This is a genomic window from Agrobacterium sp. SORGH_AS_0440 (genome assembly GCF_031453135.1).
Classification (GTDB): Bacteria; Pseudomonadota; Alphaproteobacteria; order Rhizobiales; family Rhizobiaceae; genus Agrobacterium; species Agrobacterium pusense.
In genome coordinates this window covers 291,525-311,455 of record NZ_JAVIYR010000001.1, presented here as the reverse complement: position 1 = coordinate 311,455, position 19,931 = coordinate 291,525, and the positions used below count along the sequence as shown (strand labels likewise).

At 61.3% G+C, this 19,931-nt stretch carries 17 protein-coding genes and 1 pseudogene; 10 read left to right on the top strand and 8 right to left on the bottom strand.

Annotated features, from left to right (window positions below; translation table 11 throughout):
- Nucleotides 1–31: 31 nt before the first annotated feature.
- The 6 genes and pseudogenes from QE453_RS01460 to QE453_RS01435 all read right to left on the bottom strand — a co-directional run bounded on the left by QE453_RS01460 (nt 32) and on the right by QE453_RS01435 (nt 5,223).
- Nucleotides 32–310: a phosphopantetheine-binding protein gene (locus QE453_RS01460; protein ID WP_108081550.1), complete on the bottom strand. Its 279-nt coding sequence runs from the start codon at nt 308–310 to the stop codon at nt 32–34.
- Nucleotides 303–1,142, bottom strand: a complete 840-nt coding sequence (locus QE453_RS01455) for a siderophore-interacting protein (protein WP_309776223.1) — start codon at nt 1,140–1,142, stop codon at nt 303–305. The genes QE453_RS01460 and QE453_RS01455 overlap by 8 nt, the downstream gene beginning before the upstream one ends.
- A gap of 232 nt (nt 1,143–1,374) precedes the next feature.
- Nucleotides 1,375–2,329: pseudogene (locus tag QE453_RS01450) on the bottom strand (ABC transporter substrate-binding protein).
- Nucleotides 2,330–2,351: 22 nt separating this feature from the next.
- On the bottom strand, nt 2,352–3,416 hold the full coding sequence (locus QE453_RS01445; RefSeq protein WP_309776222.1) for an iron ABC transporter permease: 1,065 nt from the start codon (nt 3,414–3,416) through the stop codon (nt 2,352–2,354).
- Nucleotides 3,413–4,426, bottom strand: a complete 1,014-nt coding sequence (locus QE453_RS01440) for an iron ABC transporter permease (RefSeq protein ID WP_006698352.1) — start codon at nt 4,424–4,426, stop codon at nt 3,413–3,415. The genes QE453_RS01445 and QE453_RS01440 overlap by 4 nt, the downstream gene beginning before the upstream one ends.
- Entirely contained in the window at nt 4,423–5,223 is an 801-nt protein-coding gene (locus tag QE453_RS01435) for an ABC transporter ATP-binding protein (protein WP_309776221.1), read from the bottom strand. Before QE453_RS01435 ends, QE453_RS01440 begins: the two co-directional genes overlap by 4 nt.
- Nucleotides 5,224–5,436: 213 nt before the next feature.
- Here QE453_RS01435 and QE453_RS01430 point away from each other — a divergent pair, with 213 nt between their 5' ends.
- Nucleotides 5,437–6,744, top strand: coding sequence for an NtaA/DmoA family FMN-dependent monooxygenase (locus QE453_RS01430; protein ID WP_309776220.1), 1,308 nt, complete (start codon nt 5,437–5,439; stop codon nt 6,742–6,744).
- Here the strand turns inward: QE453_RS01430 and QE453_RS01425 are convergent.
- Complete coding sequence (locus tag QE453_RS01425; RefSeq protein WP_034496869.1) at nt 6,741–7,517, bottom strand: IclR family transcriptional regulator; 777 nt, start codon at nt 7,515–7,517, stop codon at nt 6,741–6,743. The two genes, QE453_RS01430 and QE453_RS01425, sit on opposite strands and share 4 nt — an antisense overlap.
- Nucleotides 7,518–7,805: 288 nt before the next feature.
- Here QE453_RS01425 and QE453_RS01420 point away from each other — a divergent pair, with 288 nt between their 5' ends.
- Nucleotides 7,806–9,872 (top strand): TonB-dependent receptor, encoded by a 2,067-nt coding sequence (locus QE453_RS01420; protein WP_309776219.1) that lies wholly within the window; start codon nt 7,806–7,808, stop codon nt 9,870–9,872.
- An 87-nt stretch (nt 9,873–9,959) separates the two neighbouring features.
- Here the strand turns inward: QE453_RS01420 and QE453_RS01415 are convergent, their stop codons facing one another.
- Nucleotides 9,960–11,147: an acyl-CoA dehydrogenase gene (locus QE453_RS01415; RefSeq protein WP_278067605.1), complete on the bottom strand. Its 1,188-nt coding sequence runs from the start codon at nt 11,145–11,147 to the stop codon at nt 9,960–9,962.
- A 96-nt stretch (nt 11,148–11,243) separates the two neighbouring features.
- Here QE453_RS01415 and QE453_RS01410 point away from each other — a divergent pair, with 96 nt between their 5' ends.
- The 8 genes from QE453_RS01410 (at nt 11,244) to QE453_RS01375 (ending at nt 19,899) form a co-directional block, all read left to right on the top strand.
- Complete coding sequence (locus QE453_RS01410; RefSeq protein WP_004445308.1) at nt 11,244–12,164, top strand: LysR family transcriptional regulator; 921 nt, start codon at nt 11,244–11,246, stop codon at nt 12,162–12,164.
- A gap of 133 nt (nt 12,165–12,297) precedes the next feature.
- Nucleotides 12,298–13,359 carry a LacI family DNA-binding transcriptional regulator gene (locus QE453_RS01405; RefSeq protein WP_309776218.1) on the top strand — a complete coding sequence of 354 codons (1,062 nt, stop codon included), beginning with the start codon at nt 12,298–12,300 and terminating at the stop codon, nt 13,357–13,359.
- Complete coding sequence (locus QE453_RS01400) at nt 13,356–14,378, top strand: ABC transporter substrate-binding protein (RefSeq protein WP_022562787.1); 1,023 nt, start codon at nt 13,356–13,358, stop codon at nt 14,376–14,378. The genes QE453_RS01405 and QE453_RS01400 overlap by 4 nt, the downstream gene beginning before the upstream one ends.
- A 171-nt stretch (nt 14,379–14,549) precedes the next feature.
- A complete protein-coding gene (locus QE453_RS01395; protein WP_004445303.1) occupies nt 14,550–15,377 on the top strand; it encodes an ABC transporter permease in 828 nt (275 codons plus the stop codon).
- A complete protein-coding gene (locus tag QE453_RS01390; protein ID WP_309776217.1) occupies nt 15,374–16,153 on the top strand; it encodes an ABC transporter permease in 780 nt (259 codons plus the stop codon). Before QE453_RS01395 ends, QE453_RS01390 begins: the two co-directional genes overlap by 4 nt.
- Nucleotides 16,146–17,171, top strand: a complete 1,026-nt coding sequence (locus tag QE453_RS01385) for an ABC transporter ATP-binding protein (RefSeq protein WP_309776216.1) — start codon at nt 16,146–16,148, stop codon at nt 17,169–17,171. Before QE453_RS01390 ends, QE453_RS01385 begins: the two co-directional genes overlap by 8 nt.
- A gap of 2 nt (nt 17,172–17,173) precedes the next feature.
- On the top strand, nt 17,174–18,106 hold the full coding sequence (locus QE453_RS01380; RefSeq protein ID WP_309776215.1) for a nucleoside hydrolase: 933 nt from the start codon (nt 17,174–17,176) through the stop codon (nt 18,104–18,106).
- On the top strand, nt 18,103–19,899 hold the full coding sequence (locus tag QE453_RS01375) for an adenine deaminase (protein ID WP_309776214.1): 1,797 nt from the start codon (nt 18,103–18,105) through the stop codon (nt 19,897–19,899). Before QE453_RS01380 ends, QE453_RS01375 begins: the two co-directional genes overlap by 4 nt.
- Nucleotides 19,900–19,931 lie beyond the last annotated feature (32 nt).

Genomic DNA, 19,931 nt, shown 5'->3' with positions numbered 1-19,931 from the left:
GCTCCGGCGCGAAACGTGCCGGTTCGCGGGATCAATGTCCCGCGCGTGACCGTTCGATGAGTGCCTGCCACGCGGCAAGCGTTGGCCGCCGGGCCAGATCGTCATAAGCGAGCCGCGCTCCCGCAAGCTGTGAAAGCGGCTGCATCAGGCGCATGAGGGCAAGCGAATGAAGCCCATAGCCGAACAGGTTGTCCCCCGGTTCGATATCGCGCACTTCATCTTCCAGAACCCTTGCGAGAAGGGCTCTGAGTTGCGTCATAGTCGCTTCCGCATCCCGCATGGCAGCCGTCGTGATTGCCGGGTTACTCATCGAAATGATCGTGAACGCCGCTCGCGCCGCGCCGCCAGTAGCCGGAAGCACGGGTCCATTTGGGGTTGGCGCCAAATTCCTCGACCAGAAGGGCGCGAACCGCCTTTGCGGTCTTCGATTCGCAGGCGACCCAGCTGAAGAAATCGCCCTTTGGCAGTTCGAGCTGGCGCAGGGCGCTCGTTAATGCGTCGTGGTCGGTTCCGTTGTCCGGCCTCTGCGTTATCCAGACGATCGATGCGTCCGCCCTGGTTACGAGCTCCAGCCGGTCCGCCTCCGTCTCGACTTCGATCAGCGCCACGACGGGTGTGCCCGCAGGCATCTCCTCCAGTCGCCGTGCCAGCGCGGGAATGCCGGTATCGTCGGCGATCAGCAGGTGCCAGTCATAGGTGAAGGGAACGGTGAAGGAACCGCGTGGGCCGGCGATCCACGCCTTGTCACCAACTTTCGCGCTCTTCGCCCAGTTGCTGGCCGGGCCATCGTGATGGGTGGCGAAATCGATGGCGAGTTCGCCTTTTTCGGCATCGAAGCTGCGCGGCGTGTAGTCACGCGCCAGCGGCCGCGGCGCGCCTTCCGGGAATTCAATGCCGTTCGGGCCGATCACCGGCAGGGTCGGTTCGGTTTGGCCGGGCTGGGGGAAGAACATTTTGACGTGGTCGTCAAAACCGAGGCTCGTAAAGCCCTCCAGTTCCGGCCCGGTCAGCACGATGCGTACCATGGACCGGCTGAGTTTTTCGGTCCGCGCCACGTCCAGCGCGCGCAGCTTCACGGCGTGGCGGTGGCGTTTGGGAGTGCGGTCCGGAAGGGCGGAATCCATGGTTTCTGGCATGCTCATGCTGCTGTCTTTCCTGGGATGACGCCGACGGGTTCGGCGGTCTCGCTGTCCCGGGTCGGCGTGCCGGATGATCGCGCGTTGGGGTTCTCATCCGGCGCGATATTCCGGCGTCGTTGCGTCAAGATGCGCGGACCATAACAGGCGGTTTCCGCCCCGGCAATATAAGTTTCTTCGAAAACTCAAGTTTATGCCGGCACGTGATCGTGCCGGGATTTGTCGGGCAGAAAGGTGGTCAGCGGCGGCCTGCCCAGCTTTCCACTTCATCCAATGTATGGAGCGCGCTCGGAATGGAAGGCGTCGTCACCCCTGGTGGAATCGAGGAAAACAATCCTTTTCTCGCGTGCCGATTTTACGAAACGCTCCCAGCCGGGAATGATCTTTTCAAGCGCGGCGCGGGTTCCCGCCTCGCCGCGGGCTGGGCTGGTATAGCTGTTCATCACCACAAGCAGATCGGGATTGAGCTTGCCGAATGCTTCGGCGCTCAGCGGCATCATCAGGGTCGAGCCCATTCCGCCCGAAGAGGCGGTACTGTCGATCTTCAACCTGACATAACCGAGATCCTCTATTGCCTGCACCGCGCCGGACATGTTCCCCACGGCGTTGATCTGGTCCGTCAGCAGGATCGCGAGATAAGTCTTGCCGTTGATATCTTCACCCAGCGTCTTTTTGACGGCGGCGAGCTTGGTGTCATAAATCTTCCGACGCTCAGCGAAGACATCGCTTCGCCCGACCAGACCTGCAAGGTCTTCCTCCACGCTGAAGCCATAGGCTTTGCCGGCGCTTGCCTTTTGCAGATAGACCGGTGCGACTGTGGAGAGCTGTTCGGCCTTGCCGCTGTCCATTTCCGTGGCGACGATGAGGTCCGGTTGCAGCGCCCGCAGCTTTTCGAGGTCGATTTGGCCGACAGCGCCGAAACCCTTCGGTTTCGCGTGGCCTTCGCCAAGAACGGTATCAACGAAATCGACGGCGGTTGCGAATTTGCCGTCGCTGTTGCGGCCATAGGCGCCGACCACATCAGCGCCAAGATCCATCAGCGGCACGCCCAGAAGCGGCTCGTGCATGACGACAATGCGTTGCGGCTTTTCCGGAACGGAGAGGGTGCGGCCGGCGGCATCGGTCACGCTGCGCTCGGCGGCGAGACTCGTTCCGGCGGCCAGAAGTGCGGCGACGAGGATGGCAATTCGCATGGCATTCCCTTTATTCGATATATTAGTGAGCGGTGGTTCTGCGCAAGGCCTGCAGGCGCAGCGTGAGGATGAAGAGCGGCACGCCGATCAGCGTCAGAGCAAGGCCAATCGGCATCGGCACATCCGCCACCAGCCCGCGCGAGAGCGTATCGGCGGCGACCACCAGAATGCCGCCGGTAAGCCCCGACAGGAAAAGCCTGGCGCGGCCGACGGCGGGCGAAACGAAGGTGGCGAGATGCGGGGCGATGACGCCGAGAAATGTCAGCGGGCCGACAGCGGTAACGGAGGAGGCGCTTAGAATTACCGCAAACACAATGACGAGCGGTCGCGAATGCCTGACGGTTTCTCCGAGTGCCATGGCCATCTCGCTGCCAAGATCGAACACGGCAAGCGCCCGGCCAATGAGGAAAATGCCGGCAAGGCTTGCTGCAAAGAGGGGAGCAAAAACGATGATGGTCGGCCAGCTTGCCTGAAACAGCGAACCGGCCATCCAGTCCGCCAGCGAAAGCGAGGTTTCGGCTGGCGTATAGAGCAGAAGCACCGATGAGACAGAGGAAAGCGCCGACTCAATTGCGATGCCCATCAGCAATATGGCAAGGCCGCTCGAGCGTTCGCGCCCGACAAGTGCGATCAGAAGGAAGGCCACGGCCAAGCCTCCGCCGACAGCCGCAAGAGCCACCAGCGTCTTGGGGGCCGTCGGCACCAGCACCAGAAGCAGCATGATGGTGGTCATCGACCCCTGGCTTAGCCCGAACAGGCCGGGATCGGCGAGCGGATTGCGCGCGACGGATTGCAGCATCGCGCCTGCCAGCGCCACGCTCCAGCCAGCCATGAAGCCGAGCAGGATGCGCGGCAGCCGTACCGTCCACAGCGCATAGGCCTGATCATCGCCGAGATGCCCGCCGGCAAACCCGTTCAGGAGATCAATAAGGCCCGTTTCGGTATTGCCGAGGCTGACGGACACGGCGGCGATCGTCAACGCCAGCGCAACCAGCGTCAGGCCGGCCGTCAGGTTGCCGATGCCGATCTGCAGCCCGCCGCGCAGCCTGAGAACGGCTTTACCGTCCGTGGCGAAATCCCGTTTCACGATAGCCCCCTTGCCGAAGGCGACAGATAGAAGCGCTTGACGATGACGATGAAAACGAGGCCGCCAAGCAGGTCCATGAACAGCCCGGTATTGACCACGTAGGGCGCAAACAGGGTTTGCGCGCCAAGATCGGCGAGCACACAGATGCTCGCGCCGACAAGCGCGGAGGCCGGCAAAGCAAGCGTGAAATTCACGCCGACCAGCGGCCGGATCATATGTGGCACGATAAGGCCGACGAACCCGATCGGGCCGCAGATCGCTACCGCCGAGCCTGACGCCAGCATGGTGGCAAACAGTGCGAGCCGGGAAATACGCGTGACATTCACGCCGGCGGAAGCGGCTTTTTCCGCGCCCAGCAGAACGAGCGTCAGCGGCCGCGCGACCGATAGCAAAATCACCATTGCAATGGCGCCGATCCACCAGAAATCGGTGAGCCGTTCGATATAGACATGGTTGATATTGCCGCCAACCCAGCTCAGGAATTCGGCCCGACGCGTGGGGTTGGAAAGAAGCAGGGCGTTTGTCACGCCGATCAGCAGCATGGAAACCAGCGCTCCGGAAAGGATGAGCGACAGACCGCGCGGATCGTTCACCCGCCCGGCAAGACGCGCGACAACGAAGCAGGCGGCAAAACCGAAGCCGGCGCCCGCAAGCGCGGCAAGGCCCTGTGCCTCAGCAGAGAGATCGAACAGCAGCGCGCCGGCGATCACGAAAAGCGTCGCTCCGGCATTCAGCCCAAGGGTCGAGGGCGAGGCGAGGGGATTGCGGGCAAGCCCCTGCAGCACGCAGCCGCTGACGGCGGTTGTGGCGCCCACATAGATGGCGATCAGTGACCGTGGAATTTGCTGATAGAGGAGCACCGATTGTTCATAGCTGTCGGCCTCCCCGCGCCACAGTGTCGCCATGACTTCGGCAGGCGGCATGTCGCCGGACATGACGAACAGATTGACGGCGAGGATGGCGGCCAGCAACAGCGCCGCGGCAAGGATCAGCGTTATTTTCGCGATCATGCCGGAGTGGCCTGTTCCTGTCGTTCCAGCCGGGGCACGCAGATGAGACGCCCCTTTCTGGAAAATATATCGGCTTCGAGGTCGAAGATTTCGGCGACATTTTCGGGTGTGACCGTGTCTGCTACCGGCCCTGATGCCAGAACCTGCCCGGCCTTCAGCATGATGACGTCGTCGGCGAAAGTGGCGGCGAGGTTGAGATCGTGCAGCACGACGATAACGGTCTTGCCGTGCCTGTCGGTCAGCTCGCGCACAAGGCCAAGAACGGCATATTGATATTTCATGTCGAGATGGTTGACCGGCTCGTCCATCAGGATCACGTCCGTATCCTGCGCCAGCACCATGGCGATGAACGCGCGCTGGCGCTGCCCGCCGGAAAGCGTGTTGACCTGCGCTCTCGCCTTGTCCTCCAGCCCGACTGTCTTCAGCGCCCCGGCGAAAAGCGCCCTGTCACGCTCACTCGGGCCGCCGGCAAGGCCATAGCGTGCATAACCGGCAAGCTCGATCAACTCGCCGAGCGTCATATAGTCGGGGCAATGGCATTCCTGCGGCAGATAGGCGATACGGCGCGCGAGATCCCTGCGTCCGATGTCGCCCAGCGAACGCTCGCCAAGCCTTATCGCGCCCGATGTCAAAGGCACGAAACCCATGATGGTTTTCAACAGCGTCGACTTGCCACAGCCATTGGGGCCAACCAGCGCCGTGACGCGACCGCTGTGGAAGCGGCAAGAAAGCCCTCGCAGGACGGGAACGTGGCCATAGCTGGCGTGAAGGTCCGTGGCGTCAAGCACCGGATACAACTCCTGTTAGTCATGCGCTCATGCGTCGAGACGCCACATGAGGATTATAAGTCTTTGAATCTTAATATCGAACCTGCGGGAGACGGGCTCCTCCCCGACGGGCGCGACACTCTGGTCTTGAAGCGACACTAAACTATAGTAAAACTCTCCACAAATCGAAATTGCCGATTCAACGCGCGGTTTTCTTGCCGGATATTTCAGTCGAGGTGCATCATGTCAGTCGCAGCCAAACTTCATGTGGGCATGTCGCTGGCCCCAACCTGGCTCAGCGGCGAAGCATGGCGTCGAGCCGACAGCGATATAAATCGGGTATTTTCCAGCGATTATTTCGTCGATCTGGCACAGCGCGCGGAAGCTGCGCATGTGGATTTCGTGTTCCGGCCGGATACGCTTTTCCTCCGCACCGAGGGGCTGGAAACCGGCGGCGGATTTGCCAGCATGGACCCGACCATGCTTCTTTCGGCCATTGCGCGGGAAACGAGCCATGTCGGCCTGTTGTCCACCGTATCGACCACATTTCTGCCGCCCTATGTGGTGGCCCGCCAGCTTCAGTCGTTGAACTGGCTCAGCAATGGCAGGGCCGGGTGGAACATCGTCACGGCACTAGAGGGGCACGAAAATTTCGGCCTGAGAGAAATGCCGTCACCGCAGGAGCGTTATGGACGCGCCGCCGAATTCACGCAGGTCGTGCAGCAGCTCTGGGCGAGTTTTCCAAATGAAGCCCTTAAACTCGACAGGGAAAGTGGGCGATTTGCCGATTCCTCGCTGGTGCGCCCGGTAGCACATGAGGGCAGGCATTTCAGTGTGAAAGGGCCGCTCAACCTGCCAGCCCACGCCAGCCGCATTCCGCTGGTGCAGGCCGGTGCGTCTCCCGAGGGGCGCGATTTCGCCTCTTCGGTGGCGGATGCAGTCTTTGCTTCCACGCCGGACATGCGGGCAGCCATCGAACTGAGAGCGGACTTACGGCGGCGCGCCGAAGGACATGGCCGTGAGCCTGACGGGGTGAAGCTGATGCCGGGCCTCAGCCTATATCTGGCGGATACCGGCAAGGAGGCGCTTGAACTATTTTCTGAGACCCATGCCCGCGCCAACCGCGCCCGCACCCTGGCGTCGGTTCTCGACATGACGGGCCTCGACCTCACCGACTGGCCGCTCACGCGGCTGGTCACCGCTTCCGACCTGCCGCCGCCGCCCGAAAGACCGCGAAGCCGCACCCATGCTGGACTGCTGCGCAGGCTGATTGAGCGGGAGACGCTAAGTGTCGCGGAATTACTGCGGCGGCCGGAGGTGATGGGATCCGGCCATTGGCAGATCGTCGGCACCGTTGAAGATGCCTTTAAGGGCATCCGTGAATGGGCGGCCGCAGGGGCAATCGACGGTTTTGTCGCGGTGCCCGGCGGCTCGGTGGCATCCATGCGGCTGGTGCTGGAGCGGCTGTTGCCGAAACTTGCCGATGCCGGGCTTTTCCGCACCGCCTATTCCGGCCGCACCTTTGCGGAGCATCTGGCCGAAGGTGTCTAGCCGCCACCGGATTCGGCGGTTGCCTGCCGGGCGGCCTCGATCAGTCGCGAAAAATGCCGTTCCGCTTCGGCGGTAGCCACGAAGGAGACGGTGGTGACGACACAACAGAGTTCGCCCTGGGCATCGAAAACCGGCGCCGCCTTGCCCGTCAGGGCGGAGAACAGATGTTCATTGAGTTCGGCGCCGCCCGTCTCGCGGATGGTTTCGAGAATGCCGGCAGCAGGAGGAGAGCCGCGAAAGGCGGGTGGTTGCAGCCTGCGCACGGCAGCCACCCTGTCCGGTGGCAGATAGGCCTGAAAAACCAGACCGCAGGCGCTGTTGTCCAGCGGCAGAACATCGCCAAGAGCGACGGTGCTGATGGAAAAGCTGGCGCTTCGCGCCCACCGCACCACGGTCGGGCCGCGCTCGGTCCAGATCGCCACGCCGCAGCTGGCGCCGATTTGCGCGGCAAGCGCCTTCATCTCACGTCCGGCGGTTTCGACCGGGTTGATTCGTCGGAGGGCGCTGATGCCGATGCCCAGCGCTGCGGGGCCGAGATCGTAACTGCCGCTTGCGGGATCCTGTATCACCAGTCCCTCCCGCACGAGGCTTTGCATGTAACGATGCGCGGTGGAGCGACCGGTGCCGGCGCGTTTAGCAAGTTCGCCAAGCGCAAGCCCCGTATCGGACCTGGAGAGAAGATTAAGAAACCGCGCCGCAATCGATACGGATTGAATAAGCGCCGAGCGCTTTTCACCTTCGTTTTCCGGCCGTTCTTCGGTTTCGTCATCCATGGCGTTCAAGGTCGTGCCCCACTCTTTCGAGAATGCCTAACGCATTGCGACGAAAATCGGAATGGCTGTCTTCAGCCTTTTCAATGACTTCTCCGGCCGGGCTGCCATGGCGGAGAAGGCGGTCCCTTAAACTTTGTTGTAAATATGGCACATCCCGTTACGGAAGCCTGCTTGTCCGCAATACGGAACGCATTCTCTATTGCGAAACGGATAACGCTTCCGTTACTTGAATATGACTCTCATGTTTATTTGGGGTGTATGATGGGGTTTAGCTCTAATGGCCGTTTGATGAGTGGGGTCAGTGTTCTGACGTTGGCGACATTGTTCGTGACGCCGGTTGTCGGTCATGATCAGCAGGCTGATACAGCAGGGACGACCGTGTTGAAGCCGATTGTCGTGACCGGTGAAAAAGTGGCGCGCGACATGAAGAACACGGCCTCGTCCGTGTCAGTCAAAACCGCCGAGGAGATCAAAAAGGAAAAGACCGGCGATCCGACCGTATCCGAGGCGATCAAGGATATTCCGAACGTCGTCTACACCGACAACGTCAGTGCCCCCATCATTCGCGGACAGGACACGCAGGGCCCGAATACCGGCTCCATCGCCTTCTTCACCGGTACGGTGCCGCGCGCGACGATCAATGTGGACGGTCACTATCTCGGGTATAACGAGTTCATCTACGGGGCGACGTCCATATGGGATGTCGACACCATCGAGGTGTTCCGCGGGCCCCAGACGACCTCGCAGGGCGCCAACGCCATTGCCGGCGCCATCCTTGTCAACACCAAGGACCCGACCTTTACGCCGGAAGCCAGCTATCAGGCGGAAATCGGCAACTATCACCAGAAGCGTGGTTCCTTCGCCTTTTCCGGCCCGCTGATCGAAGACGAGTTGGCGGCGCGCATGGCGATCGATTATTCCGGCCGCGATACCTTCATCGATTACATCAATTCCGCCTTTGCGCATGAGGGAACGGACCAAAACTTCAAGGAATTCAACGGTCGCTTCAAGCTTCTTTGGGAACCGTCTGAAATTCCCGGTCTTTCCACAAAGCTGACCTATTCCTACAACGCCTCCAACCGGCCAAGCCAGGAAGCGGCGTCGCGTCCCTTCGAAGATCTCAACCACATCACCACGACGATGCCGAATTTCAGCCAGTATACCAATACGGGCATTCTCGACATCAATTACGATTTCGAGAACGGCGTGAAACTGTTCAACCAGACCCAGTTTTCCGACTCCACCGCCAAACGCCGGGTCGGCATCGCCAACAACGGCGACGCCGATGTCGATCTCAGGAACACGTCGCATGAAACGCGCGTCACCTTCGGCGATCAGGAGGATGTTCTGAGCGGTGTCGCCGGCATTTTTTATGCGCACACGAAAGCCGACGAGGTGCTTTATCTGCGCGGCACCTCTCGCTTCAGCGACACCAAGGACAATCTCGGCCTCTTCAGCGAGCTGAGCTATCGGCTGACCGACCAGTGGACCCTGACGGGTGGCCTGCGCTACCAGCAGGACCAGATTCAGCGCGCCGGTTACCGGACGCTCAGCGCCACCAGCAGAAGTTCGGTCAATTATGACGAAACCTTCTCTGAAATCCTGCCCAAGGCGTCTCTCGCCTATGCCATCAATGATGATTGGACTGTCGGCGGTCTTGTCAGCCGCGGGTACAATCCCGGCGGCGTCGCATTCGACCTGACCACCAGCAAATGGCGGAGCTTCGACAAGGAAACCATCTGGAACTACGAAGTGTTCACCCGCGCCAGCCTGCTCGATGACACGCTGACGGTAAACGGCAATCTGTTCTACATGGACATGAAGAACGCCCAGTTTAACGTACCGGTCGTCGTCTCCACCGGCATCAGCGAATCCTACACCGTTAACGCCGAAGAAGCCCATGCTTATGGTCTGGAAATTGGCGCGGATTATCGGGTGCTCGACAATCTCACGCTGAAAGCCAGCGCCGGTCTGCTGAAGACGAAGATCGACGAGATTTCCAGCAATGCCGCCTATGTCGGCAAGGAATTCGCCAAGTCGCCGGGATACAGTTTCACCGTCGGCGCAAGCTGGGACGTGACGGACAAGTTCACCGTGTCCGGGCAGGTCCGCCATCTCGACGGCTATTATTCCGATACGGACAACAAGGCCGTCTATGCGATCGATCCCTACACGATCGCGGATGTGCGGGCGAGCTACAAGTTCCAAGACGAACTCGAGTTCTACGCTTACGTCAAGAACGTCTTCGACGAGCGCGCGCCGACCCTTATGAAGGAAAACCGCGGCATTGGCGGCATCGAGGCGAGCATGACCGAACCGCGCATGTTCGGCATCGGGGTGCGCGGCACATTCTGAGCCTTCACCTGAGCTTGAAAAGAAAAAGGCCTTCGAAGCGATCTTCGGAGGCCTCTTTCTTGACGCAACCGCTACGGTCCATAACCCTCAGAAAAACGCCTGAATGCCCGTCTGGGCCCGGCCGAGGATCAGCGCGTGCACGTCATGCGTACCCTCATACGTGTTGACCGTTTCGAGGTTCTGCGCGTGGCGCATGACGTGATATTCGATCTGGATGCCGTTGCCGCCATGCATGTCGCGGGCCTGGCGGGCGATATCCAGCGCCTTGCCGCAATTGTTGCGCTTGACGATGGAAATCATTTCCGGCGCCATCTTGTGCTCGTCCATCAGCTGGCCGACGCGCAGCGATGCCTGAAGGCCGAGCGCGATCTCGGTCTGCATGTCGGCGAGCTTCTTCTGGTAAAGCTGCATGCCGGCAAGCGGCTTGCCGAACTGCTTGCGGTCGAGACCATATTGCAGGGCACGGAACCAGCAATCTTCGGCAGCGCCCATGACGCCCCAGGAAATGCCGTAGCGGGCGCGGTTGAGGCAGCCGAAGGGGCCCTTCAGGCCGGACACGTTGGGCAGCAGCGCGTCTTCGCCGACTTCGACGCCATCCATGACGATTTCGCCTGTTATGGAAGCGCGCAGCGAAAGCTTGCCGCCGATTTTCGGTGCTGAGAGGCCTTTCATGCCCTTTTCGAGCACGAAACCGCGGATCTGGTTGTCATGGGCTTCGGATTTGGCCCAGACCACGAAGACATCGGCGATCGGTGCGTTGGAAATCCACATTTTCGAACCGCGCAGACGATAACCGCCCTCGATCTTTTCAGCACGGGTCTTCATGCCGCCCGGATCGGAGCCGGCATCCGGCTCGGTGAGGCCGAAACAGCCGATCAGTTCGCCCGAGACGAGGCCGGGCAGGTATTTCTTCTTCTGCTCATCCGAACCGTAAGCGAAGATCGGGTGAATGACGAGCGAGGACTGCACGCTCATCATCGAGCGGTAACCGCTGTCGATCCGCTCCACCTCGCGGGCGACGAGACCATAGGCCACATAGCTCGCATTCGCCGCGCCATATTCTTCCGGCAGGGTAACGCCGAGAAGGCCTTGCCGGCCCATCAGGCGGAACAGTTCCGGCTCGGTGGTTTCAGAAAGATAGGCTTCGGAGACACGCGGCAAAAGCTCCGATTTGCCGAAGGCGGCCGCGGCGTCGCGTATCATCCGCTCGTCGTCAGTCAGTTGGTCTTCGAGCAGGAAAGGATCCTGCCAATTGAATGCTACGCGTTCGCTCACTTTATGCCTCCGGATTTGCTGGCAGGATTATTCGTATTCAGCCCGGATGGCACAAGCCATGTTTACTCATTTTTGCATTACATATAGTAATGGCTCATGACATCTCTCAGCCGCAAACTCCTGCCATCCACAAGTGCGCTTGCCGCTTTCGATTCCGTTGCCCGGCTCGGCAGCTTTTCCGCCGCCGCAGATGAGCTGGCGCTGACGCAGGGGGCAATCAGCCGGCAGGTTATGTCACTGGAAGAACAGCTTGGCGTGCGGCTCTTCGACCGCGGCGCACGCGGCGTGGCGCTGACGGCGGAGGGGCAGATCTACGCAAAATCGATTGCGGCAGCGCTCGGCGAGATACGCTCAGCCTCGCTGCAGATCATGACCAAAACGCATGGCAATACGCTGAACCTCGCCATGCTGCCCACCTTCGGCACCCGCTGGCTTCTGCCGCGTATACCCGATTTCGTGGCGAACCACCCGGAGATCACCATCAATTTTGCGACCCGCATCGGCCAGTTCGATTTCGAGCGTGAGCAGCTGGATATGGCAATCCATATCGGCCAGGCCGATTGGCCGGGCGCGGAAAGTACCTTTCTGATGCATGAAATGGTGGCGCCGGTGTGCAGCCCGCAGTTCCTCAGCGCCCATCCGGTGGAAAAGGGAGAAGACATCGCTGCCCTGCCATTGCTGCACATGGCCTCGCGGCCGGGCGCATGGGGCCACTGGTTCGAAAGCCTCGGCCTGTCACTCGTCTTGCCGCAGGGCATGCGCTTCGAACAGTTTTCCAGCGTTGCGCAGGCCTGCATCGCCGGCCTCGGCGTCGCGCTGATGCCGCTCTTCCTCATCGATAACGAGTTGAAATCGAAGCAGCTGGTCAAAGCCTTCGATCATCAGGCCAGAAGCCCGAGCTCGTATTACGCGGTGGCCCCGCTTTCACGCGCCAACCACGTCCCGGTCGTCCTGTTTCGAGATTGGCTGGTGCGTCAGGTGGAGGCTTATCGCGCAGCCAGTACCCAGAGCGCGTAAAAATAATCGCTCTTTTTTCGGGCATTTAACCTTTGTGCCCAGCTTTTCGCCCTATTTTGCCAGCGCAGGACTCGACAGCGGTTCGCGCCTCGATTATCGTGATTAAACGTTTAATCAGCCCTTCCGGACCATTATGGCGTCGTCACGACCTGCCACCAATCTGAGCGCGATAGCAGCGGCACTCGGCGTGTCGGTGGCAACCGTGTCCAATGCGCTGTCCGGCAAGGGCCGCGTTTCGCCCGAACTGGTGGAACGTATCCGCAAGACGGCGAGCGAGCTGGGCTATGTGCCGAGTTCGGCGGGCAGGGCGCTTCGCACCGGCAGATCGGGCGTTCTCGGGCTCGTCCTGCCCGATATTGCCAATCCTCTCTTTCCACAGATTGCGCAGGCCATCGAGAAGGCGGCTGTCAACGCGGGTTATGGCGTGCTGATCGCCGATGCGCGCGGTGAGATCGCCATGCAGACGGATGCGATCGACCGGCTGATCGAGCGCGGGGTGGACGGCATGGTGGTCGTTCCCCGACGTGGCACACGCATTTCCGGCGTTGATTGCCCGGTGGCCGTCATCGACAGCCCGTCGACACCTGGAAATACCGTTGCTGCCGACCATTGGGATGGCGGCCGGCAGGTGGGTGAATATCTTGCGAGCCTCGGCCATCGCAAGGTGGTGCTGGTCGGCAAGAACAGGGATTCCAATGTTCAGAATGACCGTCTCGGCGGCATTCGCGATGGTCTCGGCAAAACATGCCTGGCCCAGACGCTCTGGATCGATGGCATTGAAAAGGGCGGTGGCGCGGGCTGCCGGCTGGGCCTTGCGGAGAAAGTTGCCGAAGGTTTCACGGCCTTTGCCGCCGTATCCGATCTGCACGCTCTGCGCGTGCTGACCGAATTGCAGCGCGCGGGAATCGAGGTGCCGGAAGAGGCGAGTGTCACCGGCTTCGACGATCTTATCTTTTCTGCCGTGGTCACCCCGCCCTTGACGACCATGCGCATGGATATGGGCCGCATCGCCGATCTCGCCGTTGGCGCGCTTTTGCGCGCGATCGATGGCGCCGGAGAAAACGGGGCCGCGGTCGACGTCACGGCGGATGTTTCGAAAGTACCGATGGCGCTGATCATGCGCGGCTCCACCGGCAAGACAAAGCATGATGCGATTGAAGCCAAGAACACGACAGCAGGAGAACTCACACCATGAAAAAGATCATTCTCGCATCGGGCGCCGCCCTGATGCTGACGATGGGAGCCGCTGAGGCCCAGGACAAGACGTTGACGATCTCGGTCTACGCCTTCGCGCAGGATGAATTCAAGGAACTGGTCTATACGCCCTTCGAGCAGAAATGCGGCTGCAAGCTCGTCGTCGAGACCGGCAACAGCGTCGAGCGTCTGGCCAAGATGGAGGCCAACAAGGCCAGCCCGGTCGTCGATCTCGCCATCGTCTCCATGGCCGATGCGCTGTCGGCCACCCGCAAGGACCTGATCCAGAAGATCGATGCTTCCAGGGTTCCGAATATTGAAAAGCTCTATGACATCGCCAAGGACCCGAATGGCGATGGCATGAGCGTCGGCGTCAATTTCTACGCCACGTCGATTGTCTACCGCACCGACAAGATGAAGATCGACAGCTGGGCCGATCTTTTGAAGGACGGTATCGTCGACCACGTCGCCTTCCCGAATGTCACCACCAACCAGGGCCCGCCGGCGCTTTACATGCTGGGCAAGGCCATCGGCAAGGACACGCCCGATCTTGCCGGCGCCATCGAGGCCGTGGGCGAAAAGAAGGACGATATCGTCACCTTCTACGTCAAGTCCTCGCAGCTGGTGCAGCTCATGCAGCAGGAGGAAATCTGGGCAGCGCCGATCGGCCGCTTCTCCTGGGCGCCTTTCACCAAGCTCGACCTGCCGCTCGCCTGGGCAACGCCCAAGGAAGGCCAAACCGGCGGCATGAACGTGCTCGTCGTACCGAAGGGCACGAAGAACGAGGATCTTGCGCTGCAATTCATGGATTTCTGGCTCTCGACCGACGTCCAGAAGGCGCTGGCGGAAAAGCTGGTGGACAGCCCGACCAACAGGGAAGTCAAGGTTTCCGACGAGGTGGCGAACAACATCACCTATGGCGATGAAACCGCCCGCAGCCTGCAGCTCATTCCTTCCGACGTAACGCTCGATAACCGCGACAAGTGGCTGTCGGAGTGGAACGCCAAGGTGGGGCAGTAACAAGCTCGAAGGGGCGGGAATGGGTACGTGCTGGCGCACGTCACCCCCCTCTGTCCTGCCGGACATCTCCCCCACAAAGGGGGAGATCGATATGCCGGCACCCACTGACGCCAAATGAACAAGTCCTCCGCCAAACGTAGCCGGCGGAATTTCAAGACCGGAGAATGCCATATGTTTCAGAACCGGGCCGAAGCGCTGGCGCTTGCCTTGCCCGCCGCAATTTTCGCGGCGGCGGTCTTTCTCGTGCCGGTCTTCATGCTTTTGTCGGAAGGCTTTCGCACCGCTGACGGCTGGACATTGTCGGCCTATGGCGCTTTCTTTTCCGATCCGCTGAACCAGACGGTTTTCCTGCGCACGCTGAAGCTCGGCGCGCTCGTCACCGTCGTTTCGGCGGTGGTGGGCTACGCGGCGGCTTTCGCCATCGTCAACCTGTCGCCGGCCAGGAAGGGCCATGTGGTCAACCTCGTCGTGCTGCCGCTGATGATTTCGCCGGTCGCCCGCACCTATGCCTGGATCGTCATTCTCGGCAGAACCGGCATCGTCAACCAGGCGCTGCAGGCGGTGGGCCTCAGCGACGGGCCAATCCGCATCCTGTTTTCCGAAACGGCCGTCTTCATCGGCCTTCTGCAACTGTTCCTGCCATTGATGATCATCTCGCTCATCAGCGCGCTGGAGAACATGCCGAAGGATACGATCGCTGCTGCCCGCGTTCTCGGCGCCAACTGGTTTCAGGTGTTCTGGAAGGTCATCCTGCCGCTCACCCGGGAAGGGCTCGTCGTCGGTGGCACGCTGGTCTTCACCGGTTCGCTGACCGCCTATATCACGCCCGCCATTCTCGGGGGGTCCAAGGTGCTGATGCTGGAAACCCTGCTTTACCAGCAGGTCACGGTTTCCAATAATTTCGTCGCCGCCAGCGTCATCGCCTTCATCCTGATTGTCATGAGCTTTGCCGCCAATATCCTCTTGAAGCGCATCGCCACTGCGAGGAACAAGAAATGACCCGGCAGCTCTTCATTCCGCTCACGCTTCTGCTTGTCGTCGGCTTCCTCATCGGGCCGTTTCTCATCATCGTTGCGGCCTCGTTTTCGGCTGGCGATACGCTCGCCTTTCCGCCGCAGGGCTTTTCGCTGAAGTGGATCGCCAAGGTCTTCACGGTCGAAAGCTTCCGCGAGAGCTTTGCGATGTCGATGTTCCTTGCCATCGGCGGCACGTTCACAGCGCTGATCCTCGGCATTCCCGCTTCCTACGCCATGTCGCGCTACAAGCTGCCCTTTAGCGAGACGGTGCGCACCATCGTGTCCGCGCCGATCATCGTCCCGGGCATTATCGTGGGTCTTGCGCTGCTGCGTTATTTCGTCGTGCCCTTCGGCATCGGCATCACGCTTGCTTTGTTTCTCGCCCACACCGCGCTCATCCTGCCCTATGCGGTGCGCGTGGTTTCAGCCAGCCTCAACAATCTGCGCTCCGATATTGAGGAGGCGGCGGTGCTGCTCGGCTCGTCGCGGCTTGGCGCATTTTTCCGCGTTGTGCTGCCGAATATCCGCGGCGGCATCCTGTCGGCCTTCATTCTCGGTTTCGTGACGAGTTTCAACCAGGTGCCTGTGTCGCTGTTCCTGTCCGGTCCCGGCGTGCGCACGCTACCCATCGACATGCTGGGCTACATGGAAATCGTCTTTGATCCTTCCGTGGCCGCCCTTTCCTCGCTGCTCGCCTTCCTTTCCATCGGCATCGTTTTCATGGCCGAACATTTCCTGGGGTTCTCCCGTTATGTCTGACGCAAATTATCTTTCGCTCCAAAAAATCTCGCTCGCCTATGGTGGCAACGTCGCCGTCAAGGATCTCGATCTCGATATCAGCAAGGGCGAATTGCTTGCGCTTCTCGGGCCCTCCGGCTGTGGCAAGACCACGACGATGCGCGCCATCGCCGGGCTGATGCCGGTGGCTGCCGGGCGGATCAATCTCGATGGCGCCGATATTACCCGGGTGGCGGCCAACAAACGTGCCGTCGGGCTGGTGTTCCAGTCCTATGCGCTCTTCCCGCATCTGACGGTCTATGAAAACGTCGCCTTCGGCCTGAAACTCAAGGGAATGAGCGGCAAGGCGCTGGAGGACAAGGTCGCCTCCGGCCTGAAGTCGGTCGGCCTGTCCAATTTCGCCTCACGCAAGCCGGCGGAACTATCGGGCGGCCAGCAGCAACGCGTGGCATTGGCACGCTCCATGGTCATGGAGCCGAAAGTGCTGCTTCTCGACGAGCCGCTCTCCAATCTCGACGCCCGCCTGCGTCTTGAAATGCGGACCGAACTGCAGCGCGTGCAGAAGGAGACGGGTGTCACGATGATCTTCGTCACCCATGACCAGATCGAGGCGCTGGCGCTTGCCGACCGCATTGTCGTCATGAAGGGCGGCAAGATTGAGCAGATCGGCACGCCGGAAGAGATTTACAACGCGCCGGTTTCCGCCTTCGTGGCCGACTTCGTCGGCTTCGAAAACATCTTCGCCCTTCAAGGCGGGGCTTTGAAAACCGCCAACGGCACAACACCGCTTCCCGGACCAGTCCTTTCAGCATCCGGACTGGCCTGGCGGCCGCGCATGGTCACCCTCGGTTCAGGTCCTTTCCAGGGAACCGTGCGCGGCACATCCTTCGCCGGCAACAGCCGCGAATATCTGCTCGACACACCGCTCGGGCCCATCAAGGCTGAAACCGACGCGGCCCTGACCTCCCACGCAATCGGCGATACGCTTGCCTTCGACCTGCCGGTCGAAAAGGCGGCGAGCCTCAAGGTATTCAACTGATCATGGGTGTTTGGATCGATACCGATATGGGCTTTGACGATATCGCCGCCATCTTGGTGGTGCAATCGTCGGGTCTCGCCATAGACGCCATCTCGCTGGTTTTCGGCAATGCGACGCTTCAGGCCGTCTGCGACAATGCCGCGGGTGCGGTTGCCGCTTTTGGCTGGTCGATGCCGATCCATCAGGGCCGCGCCATGCCGGTGTTGGGTGCACTTGAAACGGCGCAGTGCATTCTGGGCGAAAACGGCATCCCGACCGTCGGCCAAAGCCTGCCGGATGCCGCGGCCTTGCCGAAAAGCGATGCCTTCGCCGCTCTCTGCGCCTGGCTGGAGGGGGAGGGCGAGAGGCGCATTCTCGCGCTTGGTCCGCTCACCAATATTGCCGCCCTGTGCCTCGCCCGGCCTGATCTTACCACGAGAATTTCCGACCTCACCTGGATGGGTGGCGGCGTGACGAGCGGCAATCACACGGCCTCGGCCGAATTCAACGCCTTTGCCGATCCGGAAGCGCTGGCCATCGTGCTCTCCCATGGCTTGCCGTTGCGTATGGTCGATCTGGACGCCTGCCGCAAGGTTACCGCTTCGCCCGCCGATGTGCTGCCGATCCGCAATGCGGGCGGCAGGAATGCCGGGCTGATCGCCGATCTGCTTGATGGTTTCATCGGCATCGCCACCCGTCGCGGCAGACCAGGCATGGCGCTTTACGATCCGGTCGCTGCCGTTGCCTTCGCCTCGGGCTCCGTTTCTGGCCTAATCGGCTGGCGTCACGCGCGGATAGATGTCGAGCTTCAGGCGACGCTGACGCGGGGCAGAACGGTGGTCGAGCCGCGTGCGGAGAAAGCGCAAACATTCAACGCGCATTTTGCTGAGACGCTGGATGCCGACGGTGCGAGGACGGTTATTCTTGAGGCGCTGCGCCGGGAGGCCGCCCGATGAACGCGAACCTCACCACATGCGAACCTGCCGATCTCGGCGATGATGCGCTCCGCGCCCGCGCCGTTGCCGCCGCGCGCGGCGATGCGCCTTTCGACATCCTCATCACCGGTGGAACATTGGTGGATGTGGTAACGGGTGAGCTGCGCCCTGCCGATATCGGAATTGTCGGTGCGCTGATCGCCAGCGTGCACGAACCGGCAAGCCGCAAAGATGCTGCAACAATCATCGATGCGGCCGGCGGGTATGTCTCGCCGGGTCTGATCGACACGCATATGCATATCGAGAGCTCGATGATCACACCGGCTGCCTATGCGGCAGCGGTTGTCGCCCGCGGCGTTACCACCATCGTCTGGGATCCGCATGAGTTCGGCAATGTGCATGGCGTCGAAGGGGTGCGCTGGGCGGCGAAGGCCATCGAAAACCTGCCGCTGCGTGCCGTTCTCCTGGCGCCCTCATGCGTGCCTTCCGCGCCTGGGCTGGAACGCGGCGGAGCTGATTTCGACGCCGCCATTCTCGCCGATATCCTGTCATGGCCCCAGGTCGGCGGTGTCGCGGAAATCATGAACATGCGCGGCGTCATCGAGCGCGATCCGCGCATGAGCGGCATCGTACAGGCCGGGCTTGCCTCGGAGAAACTGGTCTGCGGCCATGCGCGCGGCCTCAAGGACGCCGATCTCAATGCCTTCATGGCGGCTGGCGTCTCGTCCGATCACGAGCTGGTCTCGGGCGAAGACCTCATTGCGAAACTGCGGGCCGGCATGACCATCGAGCTGCGCGGCTCGCATGACCACCTGCTGCCGGAATTCGTGGAAGCGCTGAACGCGCTGGGCCACCTGCCGCAGACCGTGACGCTGTGCACGGACGATGTCTTTCCGGATGACCTGTTAAATGGCGGCGGGCTGGATGATGTGGTGCGCCGCCTTGTCCGTTATGGCCTGAAAGCCGAATGGGCACTGCGCGCCGCAACGCTCAATGCCGCCCAAAGGCTTGGGCGTCCTGACCTCGGGCTCATCGCCTCCGGCCGTCGCGCCGATATCGTTATCTTCGAGGACCTGAGCGGTTTTGCCGCTCGTTACGTCCTTGCCGGGGGCAGGACGGTTGCGGAAGGCGGACATATGCTCGTGGATGTGCCCGCCTGTGATACTTCGGCGCTCGAAGGCTCGATGAAGCTGCCGCTGCGCGTGGCCGAAGATTTTCGGGTTGCTGCCGAAGGCGCGAGGGTGCGCCTCGCCACCATCGACCGCCCGCGCTTCACGCAATGGGGCGAGGTGGAGGCCGAGGTGAGAGATGGTTTCGTCGTTCCGCCCGAAGGTGCGACGATGATCTCCGTCACCCACCGCCACGGCAAGTCCGAACCGGTCACCCGCACTGGCTTCCTCACCGGCTGGGGAGACTGGAACGGCGCCTTCGCCACAACGGTCTCGCATGACAGCCATAACCTCACCGTTTTCGGCGGCAATGAAGAAGACATGGCGCTCGCCGCCAATGCGGTGATAGCGGCAGGCGGTGGTATGGCCGTCGCCTCCGAAGGTAAGGTAACTGCACTTCTGCCGCTGCCGCTCTCCGGCCTCGTTTCCGATGCGGCACTTGAAGATGTTGCAAAGGCTTTCGAGGAACTGCGCGAAGCCGTTGGCAGGGTGGTGGAATGGCAGCCGCCCTATCTCGTCTTCAAGGCCTGCTTCGGGGCCACGCTCGCCTGCAATATCGGCCCGCACCAGACGGATATGGGCATTGCCGACGTGCTGACGGGACAGGTGATGGAGAGCCCGGTGATGGCGGTTTTAGGGTACTAACGCCACGGGCTGCCGCGACGGCAACGTCGCAG

Excerpts from the sequence above, each read along its gene's own strand:
- QE453_RS01440 (WP_006698352.1), bottom strand. The coding sequence starts at position 4,426 with ATGATCGCGAAAATAACGCTGATCCTTGCCGCGGCGCTGTTGCTGGCC.
- QE453_RS01410 (WP_004445308.1), top strand. The coding sequence starts at position 11,244 with ATGACATCTCTCAGCCGCAAACTCCTGCCATCCACAAGTGCGCTTGCC.
- QE453_RS01375 (WP_309776214.1), top strand. The coding sequence starts at position 18,103 with ATGAACGCGAACCTCACCACATGCGAACCTGCCGATCTCGGCGATGAT.
- QE453_RS01395 (WP_004445303.1), top strand. The coding sequence starts at position 14,550 with ATGTTTCAGAACCGGGCCGAAGCGCTGGCGCTTGCCTTGCCCGCCGCA.
- QE453_RS01380 (WP_309776215.1), top strand. The coding sequence starts at position 17,174 with ATGGGTGTTTGGATCGATACCGATATGGGCTTTGACGATATCGCCGCC.
- QE453_RS01455 (WP_309776223.1), bottom strand. The coding sequence starts at position 1,142 with ATGAGCATGCCAGAAACCATGGATTCCGCCCTTCCGGACCGCACTCCC.
- QE453_RS01405 (WP_309776218.1), top strand. The coding sequence starts at position 12,298 with ATGGCGTCGTCACGACCTGCCACCAATCTGAGCGCGATAGCAGCGGCA.
- QE453_RS01400 (WP_022562787.1), top strand. The coding sequence starts at position 13,356 with ATGAAAAAGATCATTCTCGCATCGGGCGCCGCCCTGATGCTGACGATG.
- QE453_RS01460 (WP_108081550.1), bottom strand. The coding sequence starts at position 310 with ATGAGTAACCCGGCAATCACGACGGCTGCCATGCGGGATGCGGAAGCG.
- QE453_RS01385 (WP_309776216.1), top strand. The coding sequence starts at position 16,146 with ATGTCTGACGCAAATTATCTTTCGCTCCAAAAAATCTCGCTCGCCTAT.
- QE453_RS01420 (WP_309776219.1), top strand. The coding sequence starts at position 7,806 with ATGAGTGGGGTCAGTGTTCTGACGTTGGCGACATTGTTCGTGACGCCG.
- QE453_RS01390 (WP_309776217.1), top strand. The coding sequence starts at position 15,374 with ATGACCCGGCAGCTCTTCATTCCGCTCACGCTTCTGCTTGTCGTCGGC.
- QE453_RS01425 (WP_034496869.1), bottom strand. The coding sequence starts at position 7,517 with ATGGATGACGAAACCGAAGAACGGCCGGAAAACGAAGGTGAAAAGCGC.
- QE453_RS01430 (WP_309776220.1), top strand. The coding sequence starts at position 5,437 with ATGTCAGTCGCAGCCAAACTTCATGTGGGCATGTCGCTGGCCCCAACC.